This is a genomic window from Rothia sp. 32237D007AR (assembly GCF_053544675.1).
The window spans coordinates 19,907-35,735 of the sequence record NZ_JBPPUO010000010.1; the positions used below are offsets into that span (position 1 = coordinate 19,907).

At 56.4% G+C, this 15,829-nt stretch carries 13 protein-coding genes; 4 read left to right on the plus strand and 9 right to left on the minus strand.

Annotated elements, in window-relative coordinates; all coding sequences use genetic code 11:
• The first annotated feature begins 329 nt into the window (after window positions 1-329).
• Entirely contained in the window at window positions 330-1,034 is a 705-nt protein-coding gene (gene tmk, locus ACED87_RS07195) for a dTMP kinase (RefSeq protein ID WP_449089780.1), read from the plus strand.
• Entirely contained in the window at window positions 1,031-2,188 is a 1,158-nt protein-coding gene (locus ACED87_RS07200; RefSeq protein ID WP_449089781.1) for a DNA polymerase III subunit delta', read from the plus strand. The genes tmk and ACED87_RS07200 overlap by 4 nt, the downstream gene beginning before the upstream one ends.
• A gap of 10 nt (window positions 2,189-2,198) precedes the next feature.
• Here the strand turns inward: ACED87_RS07200 and nrdG are convergent, their stop codons facing one another.
• The 5 genes from nrdG to manA all read right to left on the minus strand — a co-directional run bounded on the left by nrdG (window position 2,199) and on the right by manA (window position 8,017).
• Window positions 2,199-2,813, minus strand: coding sequence for an anaerobic ribonucleoside-triphosphate reductase activating protein (gene nrdG, locus ACED87_RS07205; RefSeq protein ID WP_449082229.1), 615 nt, complete (start codon window positions 2,811-2,813; stop codon window positions 2,199-2,201).
• Window positions 2,810-4,750 carry an anaerobic ribonucleoside-triphosphate reductase gene (gene nrdD, locus ACED87_RS07210; RefSeq protein ID WP_449089782.1) on the minus strand — a complete coding sequence of 647 codons (1,941 nt, stop codon included), beginning with the start codon at window positions 4,748-4,750 and terminating at the stop codon, window positions 2,810-2,812. Before nrdD ends, nrdG begins: the two co-directional genes overlap by 4 nt.
• Window positions 4,751-5,052: 302 nt before the next feature.
• The gene (locus ACED87_RS07215; protein WP_449082233.1) at window positions 5,053-6,417 is read right to left on the minus strand and encodes a DUF711 family protein; all 1,365 of its coding nucleotides are present in this window, start codon (window positions 6,415-6,417) and stop codon (window positions 5,053-5,055) included.
• 12 nt (window positions 6,418-6,429) lie between these two features.
• On the minus strand, window positions 6,430-6,699 hold the full coding sequence (locus ACED87_RS07220; RefSeq protein WP_449082235.1) for an ACT domain-containing protein: 270 nt from the start codon (window positions 6,697-6,699) through the stop codon (window positions 6,430-6,432).
• A gap of 109 nt (window positions 6,700-6,808) precedes the next feature.
• Window positions 6,809-8,017, minus strand: a complete 1,209-nt coding sequence (gene manA / locus ACED87_RS07225; RefSeq protein WP_449082428.1) for a mannose-6-phosphate isomerase, class I — start codon at window positions 8,015-8,017, stop codon at window positions 6,809-6,811.
• Window positions 8,018-8,147: 130 nt separating this feature from the next.
• Between manA and ACED87_RS07230 the strand changes: the two genes are divergently transcribed.
• Window positions 8,148-9,551, plus strand: coding sequence for a phosphomannomutase/phosphoglucomutase (locus tag ACED87_RS07230; RefSeq protein WP_449082237.1), 1,404 nt, complete (start codon window positions 8,148-8,150; stop codon window positions 9,549-9,551).
• 103 nt (window positions 9,552-9,654) lie between these two features.
• Here ACED87_RS07230 and ACED87_RS07235 read toward each other — a convergent pair whose 3' ends face one another.
• Both ACED87_RS07235 and ACED87_RS07240 read right to left on the minus strand, forming a co-directional pair.
• Entirely contained in the window at window positions 9,655-10,647 is a 993-nt protein-coding gene (locus ACED87_RS07235) for an FAD-binding oxidoreductase (protein WP_449082239.1), read from the minus strand.
• Window positions 10,648-10,734: 87 nt separating this feature from the next.
• Window positions 10,735-11,214, minus strand: coding sequence for an RrF2 family transcriptional regulator (locus tag ACED87_RS07240; protein WP_449082241.1), 480 nt, complete (start codon window positions 11,212-11,214; stop codon window positions 10,735-10,737).
• 354 nt (window positions 11,215-11,568) lie between these two features.
• Between ACED87_RS07240 and ACED87_RS07245 the strand changes: the two genes are divergently transcribed.
• Window positions 11,569-11,937 (plus strand): hypothetical protein, encoded by a 369-nt coding sequence (locus tag ACED87_RS07245; RefSeq protein ID WP_449082243.1) that lies wholly within the window; start codon window positions 11,569-11,571, stop codon window positions 11,935-11,937.
• Window positions 11,938-12,056: 119 nt separating this feature from the next.
• Here the strand turns inward: ACED87_RS07245 and ACED87_RS07250 are convergent, their stop codons facing one another.
• Window positions 12,057-13,544 carry a sugar ABC transporter ATP-binding protein gene (locus tag ACED87_RS07250; protein WP_449082244.1) on the minus strand — a complete coding sequence of 496 codons (1,488 nt, stop codon included), beginning with the start codon at window positions 13,542-13,544 and terminating at the stop codon, window positions 12,057-12,059.
• Window positions 13,545-13,859: 315 nt separating this feature from the next.
• Window positions 13,860-15,683: a phosphoenolpyruvate carboxykinase (GTP) gene (locus tag ACED87_RS07255; RefSeq protein WP_449089783.1), complete on the minus strand. Its 1,824-nt coding sequence runs from the start codon at window positions 15,681-15,683 to the stop codon at window positions 13,860-13,862.
• Window positions 15,684-15,829 lie beyond the last annotated feature (146 nt).

The following is a 15,829-nucleotide window of genomic DNA, read 5'->3' on the forward strand; positions in this document are numbered from 1 at the left end:
TAGGCCTCGTCATACGGCCAAAATCGTATGTTCCACACTTCTGATTAATCCCCCCAGATCTATAATCTGGGAATAGCCCCATTTTATCCCAAAGGCCTATGTCGATAGAACTGAGATTCACCCTCACCTTCAAACAGAAGTAGCTCCTACAAAGACAGCCGGATTAAGAGCAACAATAGAAAAGCTGTGCCAAGAGATTTTTATAGAGAAATCTATATATGTAAATATTTTCAGAGCACCGCTGATACCGGATACGGATACTTCGAATACATAAGAACCATGCGGCAGCTAGCCAGGACCAAACTCACAAGCTTGATAGGCTTATACCCGTGACCCACGCACTTTTTTACACCCCAGAAGCCGACCCTGGCGTCCTCGCACCTTTAACGGAGGCAGACAAGACCCAGCGCCCCTACCCCGGCACCTTCATCGCCTTTGAAGGCGGGGACGGCTCAGGCAAAACCACCCAAATCGCCCTCCTGGCCGAGGCCCTAACCGAACGTGGCTACTCGGTGTTGGTCACCCGCGAACCCGGCGGCACCGAGATCGGCGAAAAACTCCGCGCCCTCGTACTAGAACAGGGCAACGGAGAGATAGACCCACACACCGAAGCCCTCATCTTTGCAGCCTCCCGCGCCGCCCACGCCCACCAAAAAATACGGCCCGCCCTCCAAGCAGGGCAGATAGTGCTCTGCGACCGCTACATCGACTCATCAGCCGCCTACCAAGGAGCTGGGCGAGGCCTAGGCATTGAAAACGTCGTAAACCTCAGCCGCTGGGCTACCTGCAACCTGCTACCTGACACCACCATTCTGCTCGACGTGCCCCTGGCCGAAGGACGCTCCCGCACAGGTGCCCGAGGCACAGCCGACCGCATGGAATCAGCAGACGACACCTTCCACCGCACCTTGCAAGCCACCTTCCTACAGCTAGCCCAAGAAGCCCCCCAACGGTACACCCTCATCAACGGTGCCCGCCCCATCAACGAGGTACACCAGGACGTACTAGCAACAGCCCTAGAGAGCATCTCATGAGCGTCTTTGACACCCTCACCGGCCAGCTCGAGGTGCGCGCCCAGCTCACCCGCGCCGCCGCCGAAGAAAAACCCACCCACGCCTGGCTCTTCACCGGCCCACCGGGGGCAGGCAAAACCCAAGCAGCCCTAGCCTTCGCCGCAGCCCTACTCTGCGACCAGCCAGACCCAGCAGCCCGCGGCTGCGGGAACTGCCGCTCCTGCCAGACAGTGCTCAGCGGCTCCCACGCTGATTTTCTACACTTCACCACCGAAAAAACCACCATCACCATCGAAGAAGCCCGCGACTTCGTGGTCAAAGCCCAAGACCGCCCCTCTGTTGGGCGCTGGCGCGTCATGCTCATTGAGGACGCTGACCGTATGCCAGAACGAACCTCCAATGTGCTCCTCAAAGCCATTGAAGACCCCCCGCCCTACACCATCTGGCTACTGACCGCCCCCTCACCTGCCGACGTCCTGGTCACTATCCGCTCCCGCTGCCGCCCAGTTAAGCTCCGCCTACCCTCAGTTACGGACGTCGCCGCCCGGCTACTAGCGGAGGCACAAGCCACCGGCACCCACCTAGAGCCCCAGCAGGCAGAGTTCGTCGCCCGCCTAGCCCAGGGCAACCTGGAGGTAGCCCATAAGCTAGCTACCGATGCTCAAGCTCGCAAACGCCGCAGCACCGTGGTACAAATGCCCATTACCCTGCGCTCTATCGCCGCAGCGATGGAAGCAGCCGACGGTCTCATCACCATTGCTGAGGCAGAAGCTGAAGCTGACGCAGAGGCCCGCAACGAGGCAGAACGCGCCACCCTGCTCACAGCCCTAGGGTATGAGGATGGCGAGAAGCTCTCCCCCACCCACCGGGCACAGATACGCCAGCTCGAGGAGGACCAGAAGCGCCGGGCCAAGCGTATTCAGACCGACACCCTGGACCGGTTCTTAGCGGATATCCAAACCATCTTCCGTGATGTGCTGACCGTGCAGCTCTCTACCGGGGCAGACATCATCAACGCACACCTAGCAGACGATATTTATGCCTATGCTGAGCGCACCAGACCAGAAGGCACCCTAGCGCGCCTTGATACGGTGGCAACTACCCGGCGCCGTATGCGCACCAACGCCGGTGCCCGTCTGGCCTTTGAAGCCATGATGACCAGTTTCGTGGCCTAAGATTCGCAGCCTAGCCCTGTGCTGTGGGCTCTTCCCACAGCACAGGTTGGCCAGCGGCTGAAGATGCCGGAACATCAATGACCCGCTGGTTGCCTGAGCCTCGAAAAGCCAGCGAAGAGCAAAATTGTGACTGGATAAAGGGCCCATCGACCAGCACATCGCACAGGGCCAGGAGTTCCCCCTGATCCTTATTGCCAGCCTCAATAGAGGCGATGAGCTGCTCCCAGGTGAAGCCGCTCCACACCCAGATAGTTTTACCGGTAAGTTCTTTGCGCACACGCTGAGCTAGAGGCAGGCAGACCCCGGTATTCAAGAAGGGTTCACCCCCCAGCAGGGACAGACCAGCAATATAGCTCTTGCTCAGATCAGCTAGGATTCTCTCCTCTAGCTCTGCTGTATACGGTTGGCCGTAGGCGAAAGACTGGGCGGCCTTGTTATAGCAGCCGGTACAGACAAAAGGGCAGCCTGAGACGTAGAGGGAGCAGCGCACTCCCGGCCCGTCCGTAAACCCGTCTGGCTTGTAGTCCGCTATATATTTGCGGCTAAATTTAGCGGCATTCCAGGCGCCAGGGGTCGGTGGTAGGTGGGCAGGGCCATCTGCTTGCTGGTGGTGAGAAGTCGTCATGAGGCGGACGGGGTGCTCATGTGCTTGACTCGAGAAATGATTTCTTCGTGTCGCCCGCGCACCATAGGACGTTTAACAGGGTTACCCAGGTAGCCGCAGGTTCTCTTGACCACATCGCAGGTTTCTGGGTTGGTGTTGCCGCACTGGGGGCAGGTAAAGCCCTGGGCAGTGGGGTCAAAGTCCCCCTCAAAGTTGCACTCGTAGCAGCGGTCGATGGGGGTGTTAGTTCCCAGGTAGCCTACCCGCTCGTACGCATAGTCCCAGACAGCTTCTAGGGCTTGGAGGTTATGGCTCAGTTTGGGGTACTCACAGTAGTGAATGAACCCGCCAGAGGCGTAGAGGGGGTAGTCCTTTTCAAAGTCCAGTTTGGCGAAGGGACTAATTTTTTTGCGCACATCGTAGTGGAAAGAGTTAGTGTAGTAGCCCTTATCTGTCACATCATCTATCAGCCCAAAACGCTGCGCATCTAGGCGAGCGAAACGGTCAGTCAGAGACTCAGAAGGGGTGGAGTAGACCGAGTACCAGGGGCCCTGGGACTGGTTCCAGCTCGTGCAGGCCTCTTTGAGACGGCGCACAATATCTAGGGTAAAGCTCTTAGCCTCAGGCTGGTTCTCCCACTGCCCCCCGTAGAAGAGGGCCGCCACCTCATAGAGGCCAATGTACCCCAAGGAGACTGTTGCCCGGCCAGAATCAAAGAAGGGGGCAACAGATTGCCCGCGTTCTGCCCGCAACCCAAAGGCACCGTGCTGGTACAGGATAGGGGCGTTCTCAGGTAGGGCCTCGTAGCAGCGGGCTACCCGGTAGGCCAGGGCTTGATGGGCTAGTTCTAGCCGTTGCTCAAAGAGCTGCCAGAAGGCGTCCTGCCCCTGCTGGTAGGTTTCTAGGGCGATGCGGGGCAGGTTGAGGGTCACGACCCCTAGGTTCATGCGGCCAGCAGGTGAGGTGCTACTCTCCTGGTCTTCTGCGGTGGGGTTCTGCCAGTCTTGCAAGAAGGAGCGGCAGCCCATGGGCACCTTGTAGGAGCCGGTAATCTCTACCAGTTTCTCGTAGTTAATAACATCGGGGTACATGCGCCGGGTTGAGCATTCAAGGGCTAACTGTTTGATGTCATAGTTAGGGTCGCTGGGCTCTAGATTGACCCCGCGGCGCAACCCAAAAACAAGCTTGGGGAAGATAGCGGTGCGCCCCTCAGAGCCAATACCGGCAAGGCGTACCTTCAAAATGGCCTGCTGAATCTCTCGCTCCCAGCGGCCAGTGCCCAGCCCAAAACCTAAAGTGACAAAGGGGGTCTGCCCGTTTGAGGAGTAGAGGGTATTGACCTCGTACTCCAGGGACTGCATAGCGTCGTAGATGTCTTTGATAGTTTTTGCGCTGGCGTAGTCTGCGTGCAGGTCAGGGGCAACCCAGCGGCGGGCGTCCGCCAGGTGTTTTTCGTAGTTGAGGGCGGCGTAGGGTGCCAGTACCTGGTCGGTGCGGTCAACGGAGCAGCCCCCGTACTGGGAGCTGGCTACATTGGCGATAATCTGTGAGATTTGGGCGGTGGCTGTCTGAATAGATTTGGGGGACTCCACCTGGGCGTTGCCGATGGTGAAGCCGCCTGCGAGCATGCCCTCAATATCGATGAGACAGCAGTTAGTCATGGGTGTGTAGGGTGAGTAGTCCAAATCATGGAAGTGGATGTCCCCCTTGCGGTGGGCTTCTGCCACCTGGGCAGGCAGAAGGTGTTCAAGGGCGAAGTCCTTGGCCACGGCCCCGGCGGTGAGGTCGCGCTGGGTGTTAAAGACGGTGGCGTCCTTGTTGGCGTTCTCGTGGAGGGCTTCTGGTGCGCCTTCTTGTAGGGCGGTCAGAGCGGAGGGTGCAACCGCAGGACGCTGGTGCTTAGGGTGCTGTGTGGGGCTAGCTTCAGCGGGGGCAAGGCTCATATCAATCAACAACATCTTGTGGTCTATTCTTCTAGGGACACAAGATATAGTAGTTGGCCTATGGTGCCCGGTTTTAGGCACACAGTGTCTACCAGAGGCAGGACCACACACCACCCAGCCCTTAAATACAGGGGAAACAGCCCCCTAAAACCCCTAGCTGTGAGACCCAATACAATGGCAGAACACGGCGAGCTGGCGAAGCTGACTAATCCCACCAGCACCTACCTACCCCCTGCACCAAAATGCCCGCCTACCTCTCACAGAGAAGCAGACGGGCATCATCACACAGACAAGGCGAGGTGAAACTAGCTACAACACTAGTTACGGAAACCGTGCACCGGGGAGGGGATACGCCCGCCACGGGCCACAAACACCTCAGCTGATTCAGGGTGAGCAGGCATGACGGGGGCACGACCCAGCAGGCCACCGAACTCCACCATCTCGCCAACTTCCAAGCCAATAGCCGGAATCACACGCACAGCAGTGGTCTTATGGTTCATCACGCCAATAGCGGCCTCATCGGCAATCATGGCCGCAAGAGTAGCAGCCGATGTATCACCGGGAACAGCAACCATATCTAGACCCACAGAGCAGATAGCGGTCATAGCTTCCAGCTTATCGAGAGTAATCTTGCCAGCAGCAGCAGCCTCAATCATGCCGATATCCTCAGAAATCGGGATAAAGGAACCAGAGAGACCACCCACATGCGAGCAGGCCATGAGCCCACCCTTCTTCACTGCGTCATTGAGCAGAGCAAGCGCAGCCACAGTGCCGTGAGTACCAACGGACTCCAGGCCCATCTCTTCTAGTACGTGAGCTACAGAGTCACCCACCTCAGCGGTAGGGGCCAGAGAGAGGTCAACAATGCCGAACTCTACACCCAGGCGCTCAGCAGCTAGGGCACCTACCAGCTGACCCATACGGGTAATCTTGAAGGCTGCCTTCTTAATAGCCTCAGCACAAGCGTCAAAAGATTCACCGCGAACCTTCTCCAGGGCACGCTTGACCACTCCAGGGCCAGAGACACCCACCGAGATCACGGTATCTGCCTCTTGCACCCCATGGAAGGCACCAGCCATGAAGGGGTTATCCGATACAGCGTTAGCAAAGACCACCAGCTTGGAGCAGCCAAAGCCGTGAGCCTCAGCAGAACCTTCAGCGGTTTCGCGGATAACCTCGCCCATGGTACGCACAGCGGTCATGTTGATACCGGCACGGGAAGAACCAATATTAACCGACCCACAGACCACATCAGTGGTGTTGAGGGCGCGCGGGATAGAGCGCATCAACTTCTCATCAGCGGGGGTGATGCCCTTATCAACCAGGGCGGTGAAGCCACCAATGAAGTTGACACCCACAGCCTTAGCGGCAGCATCCAAGGTCTTAGCGAATTCTACGTAATCTTCATCAGAAGACGCACCTGCTACCAGGGCAATCGGAGTGACCGAAATACGCTTATGAATAATGGGGATACCGAGCTCAGCCTCGATACCTTCAGCCACCTCAACCAGGCGGGCGGCGCGGGAGGTAATCTTGTCGTAAATCTTCTGACGGGCTACTGCGCCATCAGAATCGGCGCAGTCCAGCAGAGAAATACCCATAGTGACCGTGCGGATATCGAGCTTATCCTCATCGATCATTTGCAGGGTCTCAAGGACGTTCCCTGAACGGTCGCTAAACATAGTCGGTAACTCCTAGAGGGTGTGCATGGCCTGGAAGATAGCGTCAGATTGGATACGAATCTGTACACGCTGCTCTTCTTCAACAGGCTTCATAGCCTCTTGCAGGTCAGTGATGGACTGGGCAGAATCATCGAAGCTACCCTGCAAAATCATGGTGAAATAGCCCTGCATGAGGGTCTGTGAAAGGTTCTCGATATTGACCTTGCGCTCAGCAAGTTTAGCGGTCACACCAGCAATAATGCCTTCGTGGTCAAGGCCGGTGACGGTCAGAATAATTTTCATGGGCTTCCTTGTGGGATATTGTTGGCTCTTCCTAGACGGGGCAGAGCACTCTTGTTCGTCCCTATCTACTTTACTCAGTTCTAGCCGTTAAGGTGACCTGAACGAGGCACTAACGCTGGGAGGCGATATAAAGTTCACCGGCACCGGTAACAGCTACCTCAGTAGGCTCACCTACATACATAACCGACTGAGTGCCAGTGAGGGTAAAAGTCTTGACCTCATCACTGACCACCACAGTACCGCCAGTGCACAGGGCCGTTGCCACACCAGAAAGAGGCAGGGCGATGCGCTCGCCTTCTTCAACCATCAGGCGGGTCACAGATAGGCGCTCATCCCACATGGAATATTCCAGGGCTTTATCACTGGTGGGAGTAGGACGCTGAATAGTGGGGGCAGCTTGGCTCTCCCCCAGGATCTTGATGAGCTCTTCCTCATCGATGTGCTTGGGAGTCAGCCCGGCACGCATGACGTTATCTGAGGGGTTCATCAGCTCGATGGCAGTACCCGAAACGTAGGCGTGCACCTGCCCATCAGGGGTGTAAGCAGAATCGCCAGGGGCCAGGTAGATGAGGTTCATGACCAGGGCAACTAGCAGGCCACGGTCGCCGGGGTACTTGCTGTCAATCAGGGTGACCAGCTCGGCAACACCAGCTGCGGTTGATTCGCTACCGGGAACGTCCCCGTTCTTAGCAGCCCAGGCCCGCGCGGACGCAACAGTCTGCTCTACAGCCGCGGCGGCGGCATCCTGGGGCATACGGATAATAAGGGTCAGCAGTTCCTTGGCTGTTGCAGCTGAGTCTAGGGCACCGGCCAGCCAGGGTAGAGAGAAGTGCTCGGCAATAGCGCGTAGTTCTGCAAAATCACGCACACCGGTCAGAATACGCATCTCAGAAAGGGCGATAACGGTTTCGGGTTTAGAGAACCGGTCCTTGTAATTACGGGCCGGGTCATCCAGGGCGATACCGCGAGAATTTTCAGCCTCAAAACCTGCCTGGGCCTGCTCATCGGTGGGGTGCACCTGAATGGACAGGGGCGATTCAATGGCAAGAATCTTAAAAAGGAAGGGGAAGATATCGCTGCTACGCTGCGGGTTAAGGAAGCGGGAGGGCTGCTCCTTAACCAGGAAATCCAGGGGGAAAGCTCCGCCATCTACACGCGCCACAGAAGGGGCAGATGAATGTGCACCCACCCATAGTTCAGCCTCAGGTTGCTCGGTGGGGGCAACTACACCGCGCATACGCGCAAGCGTCTCATAAGAACCCCAAGCATAATTCTGGATTGGATTATCTAAAGAAAAAAGTTCACCCATAAGCACCATCAAACCATGTTCTTTCCCCGTCAGCGCCTAGATTGTGGCATTAAAACCTGGTGTTTATCGCCATAAATCACATAAGGAATCTGTCTGAGTACTGTCTAAACATGTCAGAGGGCAACTAGACTTATTTTTCGTGAATACTATTGATTTAACCGCATCTTTTAAGGCTTACGATGTTCGCGGCATTGTGGGCGAAACCATCACCGCTGAGACCGTCCGCGCCACCGGCGCAGCTTTCGTGGACGTCCTTAACCTAGCTGGTCAGGACGTGCTGGTCGGCGCTGACATGCGTCCCTCAGGCCCCGATTTCATGGAAGCTTTCGCTGAGGGTGCTACCGCCCGTGGCGCTAACGTCATCAATATCGGTCTGATCTCTACTGACGAGCTTTACTTCGCTTGTGGTGTTGAGAACGCTGCCGGTGTCACCTTCACCGCTTCTCACAACCCTGCCGAGTACAACGGCATGAAGATGTCTAAGGCAGGGGCTGTTCCCCTGTCCTCAGAGTCCGGCCTGTTCGATATTCGCGACCTAGCCCAGAAGTACCTGAACGAGGGCGAAATCCCCGCCCTTGAAAACACCGGCACTGCTTCTGAAAAGGATGTGCTCAAGGACTACGCCCAGTACCTGCGCAACCTGGTTGATCTCTCTGGCATCCGCCCCCTGAAGGTCGTGGTGGACGCCGGTAACGGCATGGGCGGCATGACCACCCCCGCAGTGCTAGGCGATGCTATTCTGCCCGGCCTGCCCCTGGAGATTATTCCCCTCTACTTCGAACTGGACGGCACCTTCCCCAACCACCCGGCTAACCCCCTAGAACCGGCTAACCTGGTTGATTTGCAGAAGGCTGTTCTTGAGCACGGCGCAGATATTGGCCTGGCTTTTGACGGTGATGCTGACCGCTGCTTCGTTATCGACGAGAAGGGCGAACCGGTTACTCCCTCCGCTATTACCGCCCTGGTAGCTGAGCGTGAGATTGCCCGCGCCAAGGCTGAGGGTAACGATCAGCCCGTTATCATCTACAACCTGATTACCTCTAAGGCTGTGCCTGAGCTGGTTGAGAAGCTGGGCGGCCGCGCCATTAAGACCCGCGTGGGCCACTCCTTCATTAAGGCTGTGATGGCTGAAGAGTCCGGTGTCTTCGGTGGTGAGCATTCAGCTCACTACTACTTCAAGGACTTCTTCAACGCAGACACCGGTATGCTGGCCGCTATGCACGTGCTGGCTGCCTTAGGTGAGGGCGAGCAGCCCCTCTCTGAGCTGGCTGCCGTCTACTCCCCCTACGTCCCTTCAGGCGAGATTAACTCTGAGCTAGAAGACAAGGCCGGTGCTATCGCCCGCGTTGCCGAGTACTTCGGCGACACCGTTGAGGTCTCTACCATGGACGGCACCACCTTCGAGCACAAGACCGAGGGCTGGTGGGCCAACCTGCGCCCCTCCAACACTGAGCCCTTCCTGCGCCTGAACCTTGAGGCCCCCGACCAGGCCACCATGGAGCGTGTGCGCGATCAGATCCTCAAGATTGTGCGTGAGGCCTAGAGCTAACCGCCAGCTACTAAGGCACAGGACGCCCGCCCCACCTTCTTGCCTCTGAGCAAGAAAAGTGGGGCGGGCGTCCTTTTCTACCTGCCCTTAGGTCAGCTTAGGAGGCACGGGCCTGGTCGTGCAGCATCCACTGGTCGGGGCCGAAGATCTCGTACCGAATGTTAGTACCGGGCAGGCCAGCTTCGATCAGCTGGGAGCGGACGCCCTGCATGAAGCCCAGGGGGCCGCACAGGTAGACAGAAGCGTTAGCGGGCACGTTCAGTTCAGCCACGTTAACGCGGCCCTCGAAGTTGCCCTCGCCAGCGGCCTCGATGAAGGAGACTAGGCGGCCGTTTTCGAGCATCTCAACGTAAGCGGTCATCTCATCGCGCAAGGGCCAGGTAGTAAAGGAACGGTCGGCGTGTACAACAACGACCTCACGATTGGAGCCGGTTGCTGCCAGTTCGGACAGGAAGGCAATCATAGGAGTGACGCCGATACCGGCGGAGAAGAGGTAAAGGGGCTGGGACTCGTCGTCGCCGAAACTACCCAGAGTAACGTCGCCGTAGGGGTTGGAGACCTCAACGATAGCGCCGATCTCGAGCTCATGCAGGATGGGAGTCATTTCACCGGCGGTGTCGAGCTTAATGGCAACGCGGCGCTGGTTCTTCTCGGCAGGTAGCAGGGTGAACTGGCGGGCCTGACGCAGGCCGTCCTTAGCCTTGGTGACGATAGAAACGTACTGGCCGGCAATGGCGTCGGTCATGGCAACGGCGTTGGCGGGCTCAAAGGTAAGGTCGAGCACGTTTTCGCCCGTTTCCTTGCGCTCGACCAGGCGGAAGGGGGCGAACATAAGGTCGTTGGCCTGGGAGGCGTAGAGGCCCTTTTCGAGTTTGATAAGGGCGTCGGCCATAAGCCAGTAGACCTCGGTCCAGGCTTCTGCGATTTCAGGAGTCAGAATATCACCCAGGTTAGCGGCGATAGCCTCGAAGAGGTACTTGTAGACGGTGGGGTATTCTTCTTCGCGCAGGCCCAGTGAGGCGTGCTTGTGGGCGTCGCGGGAGAGTACCTCATCGGGATACTTATCGGGATTGGCCAAAATAGTTGTCAAACCACCATCAATTTAGCATGCAAAATGCTGGTTTTGTGGAAAGCCTCGTTCCCGACCTTTCGCACAGGGACGGGACAGCAAAACCCATTAGCGGAAGGATGCCTGGGGCAGTTTCTTGGTCTGAGCCAAAGGGCCCAGCCCCAGTTCTAGAAAAACCGGCCCCATCTGCGGCTCACTCGGCAGCTTAGAAATCACCACAGGGTCAAGGATTTTAAAGAATTCTTCACGGGCATTAGCCAGAATCTTTTTCAAGGAACAACTATGGCTCATGGGGCATTTATTTTCCCCTTCCTCACATTCCACCATGGGGATAACGCCCTCAGAAGCGCGCAGAACCTGCCCCACAGTAGCACGGGCACCAGCCTCTGAAAGGCGCACACCACCGGTACGGCCGCGAGTAGACTCCACCAGCCCCAAATTAGCTAAGAAAGCCACAGACTTAGCCACATGGTTATAGGGGGTACCTACCCCCTCAGCAATTTTCTGGGTAGAAATCTGCTCACCCTTGAGACCCGATAACAGCATCAGGACGCGTAACGACACGTCAGAGAATGCGGTAAGACGCACGGGCCAACTCCTTGATTAGTGTGAGAACGAGTGAAGCTTCTTCCTTCTCACGGTACAGCCAAAAAGGTTCACGATTCAACTTTTGTTCGCTTGAGGGGCGTAATGTTGCATCGTCTTTACCATAATGACAGGCAGAATGAACCACCGAGCACCTAGTTCCATACGGCACACCTGCCCGCTCACTTGTAGCAGTTAGGGGTTAGGTACGAGTAGTATTAATACTGTAAACACACGCGGGCACACACCCAGTCATCACACACGATCTGACGACAAGGGGCACACTGACCGCACTCACCGTCTCTTCACCGGCCTTCCTCTAGTGCGCCGGTGTAGAACTAGACATAAGGAACTATCTTGTCACAGCTTGATAACTCCATCCAGGAACTCCTGTCCATTGAAGGCGCAACCGGTGCAGCTCTCGTTGACATCTCCTCAGGCATGGCCCTAGCCTCCGGCGGTACCCCCGGCTTCGACCTAACCGTTGCCGCAGCAGGTAACTCCAACGTAGTGCGCGCCAAGCTCAAGACCATGAACGACCTGGGCCTTACCGGCAACATCGAAGACGTCATGATTACCCTCTCTTCCCAGTACCACCTCATCAACGTTCTGAACGCTTCAGACACCACCGGCCTCTTCGTGTACCTGGTACTGGACCGCAACACTGCTAACCTGGCCCTGGCCCGTCACAAGCTGAACGCTATCTCAAGCCGCATCACCCTGTAAAACACTGCTACAGGCAGCGCCTAAAACCTAGAAATAGCCAAAGAACCCCCGGTAGCCTATGGGCTACCGGGGGTTCTCTGCATGAGCCTCTTACAACAAGCGCCCCGCTAGGGGGGCGGCTAGACCACTTCTTCGCCTAGAGCCTCACCCATCAAGCTATCTTCAGTCGCAACCTTATTCTGCTGAATCGACACCAGCTCACCAGAACGCATCACAGCAATACGGTTACAGATACCAATAAGCTCAGACATATCTGAACCAATCAGGAGAATAGAGGTACCCTTATCGGTCAGTTCCGTCAGCATCTTGTAAATCTCGCTCTTAGCGCCCACATCGATACCACGGGTGGGGTGATTGAGAATCAAAATCTCACAGTCGGTCGTCATCCAGCGAGCCAAAGCAACCTTCTGCTGATCACCACCAGATAGCTTGCCCACTTCGCCCTGAATGTTCGTGGTCTTGATACGCAGCTTCTGAATCTGCTCAGCCACCTCACGCAAGGCAGAGACTTCGTGCAAGAAACCCTGAGGGCGCTCCTTAAGGCCAGCGCTCTCCATGAGGGTCTTAGCGATAGAACGCTCATTGGCCAGGCCAAGCTCATCGTCATTATCTGATAGGTAGCCGATACCGTAACCGACAGAGTCCTCAGGGGAGCTAATGGTGACGTCCTCACCATTAATCTTGAGGGCGCCAAACTGAGCCGTGGGGTCTACACCCACCAGGGCAGCTGCAACCTCGTTAATACCTGAACGGCGCAAACCAGTCAGACCAAAAATTTCACCGCGATCGACTGAAAAAGTGACGTTATTGAGAGAACCCTGGGCGCTGGTGAGATTCTCAACGACCAGCTTAGTGCTCTCACCGGCGAATTCCTGGGGGCGCCCGCCCATCTCAATTTCGCGGTTGAACATCTTAAAAGCGATTTCTTCTGCACTCATGGTACCGGGAGTAATCTCAGTGCTGATAGTGCCATCAGAAAGAATGACCGCACGGTTAGCCAGTGAGCGGATCTCATCAATACGGTGGGTGATGTAGATGACCGCACGGCCCTCAGCGGCCAGCTTACGAGTCACCTCATGAAGCTGGTAAATCTCATAGTCATTGAAGGTAGCAGCAACTTCGTCCATGAGCACCAGGCGGGTGTTCTCAGCCTGCATACGCGCAACCTCAACCAGGGCCTGCTCAGCACGAACCAAATCGCCCATCTTTGCGCGAGGGTCTACGGCCAAGCCAATATCTGAAATGAGCTCCTGGGCCCGGGCAACCAAGGCCTCTTCATCTTCACCTGCATGCTCGGTAGAACGAAAAATCGACTGAGCAACGGTAAGTTCGGGGTCTACCTTGAACTTCTGCCGGATAGAACCGACACCAGCTTCAAGAGCCTCTTCGGGAGTGTGGGGGGCGTACTTTTCACCGTCTAGGGTGATAGTTCCCCCACCGGGGCGGTCCCAGCCGCCCAGAATCGACAGGAAGGTTGATTTTCCTGCACCATTTTCGCCCAGAAGACCTATAATCTCACCGGCAGCGACCTCCAAATTAACGCCTTTGAGCGCGCGAAGATGGTCGTGGTTCTTGGTGAGGTTCTTAACGCTCAGCAAATTTCCCACTCTGTTCTTTCCTTCCAACATGCGAGTAATGATATACCCATGATGCCGTGCACAAAGCTCTGTAGTAGGTCGGTGGCCAGTCGATGAGCTTTGTGGGGGAAGCACAGCAGGGCTCCATAAAATTCAGCCATTCTTAAGCATTCTACAGAATATAAAGCCAGCTTTACATCCACTCTTTAGAGCAATCGCCCTATTCTATCCGGGCAAGAAGGAGGTGCCCTGTGTGAAACAATTTTCACGCAGGGCACCTCCTAGATTAGGCCGCTTTTACATTCTTTGGTCAAGACGTAGTTGCAACCCTCAGGGCTAACCACCCTAGCTCAGCTCAGCAGCCAGAGCATCACGCTGGGCGTGAATCTCAGCAGGTACCTTATCGCCCAAGAAAGCTAGCCATTCGTCGATACCGGGCAGTTCTTCTGCCCATTCGTCCTTCTTCACAGACAAAGCTGCGGTGAGCTCTTCATCGGTGATGTCCAGGCCGGTAGTATCCAGGTCGTCCTTAGTGGGTACAACGCCCAAGAAGGTCTGCTGGCCTTCAGCCTTGCCGTCGATACGGTCGAAGATCCACTTGACGACGCGGGAGTTCTCACCGAAGCCAGGCCAGGCGAAGCTGCCATCGGGGGTGCGGCGGAACCAGTTGACGTAGTAGACCTTGGGCATGTTCTCTTCACCGTGCTTCTTGCCCAGGTCAATCCAGTGCTGGATGTAGTCACCAGCGTTGTAGCCGATGAAGGGCAACATAGCCATGGGGTCGCGGCGAATAACGCCTACGGTGCCCTTAGCGGCGGCGGTAGTCTCAGAGGAGAGGGTTACCCCACGGAAAACGCCCTGCTCCCAGCTAGATGCCTCAGCGACGAGGGGAACAGTGGTCTTACGGCGACCACCGAAGATGATGGCTGACAGGGGCACACCATCAGGAGCGTAGTATTCTTCAGCCAGCATATCTGCCTGAGAGATGGGGGTGCAGAAACGTGAGTTGGGGTGAGCTGCCGGGCAGCCAGACTCAGGGGTCCAGTCATTACCCTGCCAGTCAATCAGGTGCTCAGGAACCTCATCGGTCTTGCCTTCCCACCACACAGAGTTGTCATCGGTAAGAGCTACGTTAGTGAAGATGGTGTTGCCCTTAGCAATGGCGCGCATGGCGTTGGGGTTGGTAGACCAGCCGGTGCCAGGTGCAACACCGAACAGACCAGCTTCAGGGTTCACAACGTAAGGTTTGCCATCGCGGAACTCAATCCAGGAGATGTCGTCACCGATCATCTCGGCCTTCCAACCGTCAATGGTGGGATCCATCATGGCGAAGTTGGTCTTACCACAGGCAGAGGGGAAAGCAGCGGAGATGTACTTGCTCTCACCTTCGGGGTTGGTCATCTTCAGCACCAGCATGTGCTCAGCCATCCAGCCTTCATCGTGGCCAATAGCAGAGGCGATACGCAGGGCGTAGCATTTCTTACCCAGCAGGGCGTTACCGCCGTAGCCAGAACCGTAAGACCAGATTTCACGGTTCTCGGGGAACTGCACAATGTACTTTTCAGGGTTGCAGGGCCAGGGGACGTCCTTGTCGCCAGGGGCCAGGGGTGCGCCAACAGAGTGCAGAGCCTTCACGAAGAAGGCGTTGGTTTCGGTCATCTTCTTGAGCACATCGGTGCCGATAGTTGCCATAATGCGCATGGAGACAACTACGTAGGCAGAGTCGGTGATTTCAACACCGAACTTGGGGTTGGTGGCATCAAGTGAGCCCATGACGAAAGGAATGACGTACATGGTGCGCCCACGCATAGAACCGGTGAAGAGCTCGGTGAGGGTAGCCTTCATCTCGGCGGGGTCACGCCAGTTGTTGGTGGGGCCAGCGCCTTCTTGGGTCTCGGAGCAGATGAAAGTGCGCTCTTCAACGCGGGCTACGTCATCAGGGTCAGAGAAGGCAACATAAGAGTTAGGGAATTCGTGGTCGCTGAGCTTACGGAAAGTACCAGCTTCAACGAGTTCCCCGGCCAGGCGGTCGTATTCTTCCTGTGAGCCATCGGCCCAGTGGATACGCTCAGGCTGAGTCATCTGAGCAATCTCGGCAACCCACTGCAACAGTTCTGCGTGAGTAGTAGGCGCCTGGGCAGTTATGTTGTCAATCGAAATGTCAGTCATCTGACGCTTCCCCTTATTAGCTTGGTTTGATCGCTACAGCACTTTGACTATGCCGCAGGGACAAAATGGCACCTGCGACATCTCTAGGAATATAGAAAACAGAAAAACGCGCCACCCATAGCAATGAATAAACGCGTTTCGTGTCG

Excerpts from the sequence above, each read along its gene's own strand:
- ACED87_RS07255 (WP_449089783.1), bottom strand. The coding sequence starts at position 15,683 with ATGACTGACATTTCGATTGACAACATAACTGCCCAGGCGCCTACTACT.
- nrdD (WP_449089782.1), bottom strand. The coding sequence starts at position 4,750 with ATGTTGTTGATTGATATGAGCCTTGCCCCCGCTGAAGCTAGCCCCACA.
- nrdG (WP_449082229.1), bottom strand. The coding sequence starts at position 2,813 with ATGACGACTTCTCACCACCAGCAAGCAGATGGCCCTGCCCACCTACCA.
- ACED87_RS07220 (WP_449082235.1), bottom strand. The coding sequence starts at position 6,699 with ATGAAAATTATTCTGACCGTCACCGGCCTTGACCACGAAGGCATTATT.
- ACED87_RS07200 (WP_449089781.1), top strand. The coding sequence starts at position 1,031 with ATGAGCGTCTTTGACACCCTCACCGGCCAGCTCGAGGTGCGCGCCCAG.
- manA (WP_449082428.1), bottom strand. The coding sequence starts at position 8,017 with ATGGTGCTTATGGGTGAACTTTTTTCTTTAGATAATCCAATCCAGAAT.
- ACED87_RS07215 (WP_449082233.1), bottom strand. The coding sequence starts at position 6,417 with ATGTTTAGCGACCGTTCAGGGAACGTCCTTGAGACCCTGCAAATGATC.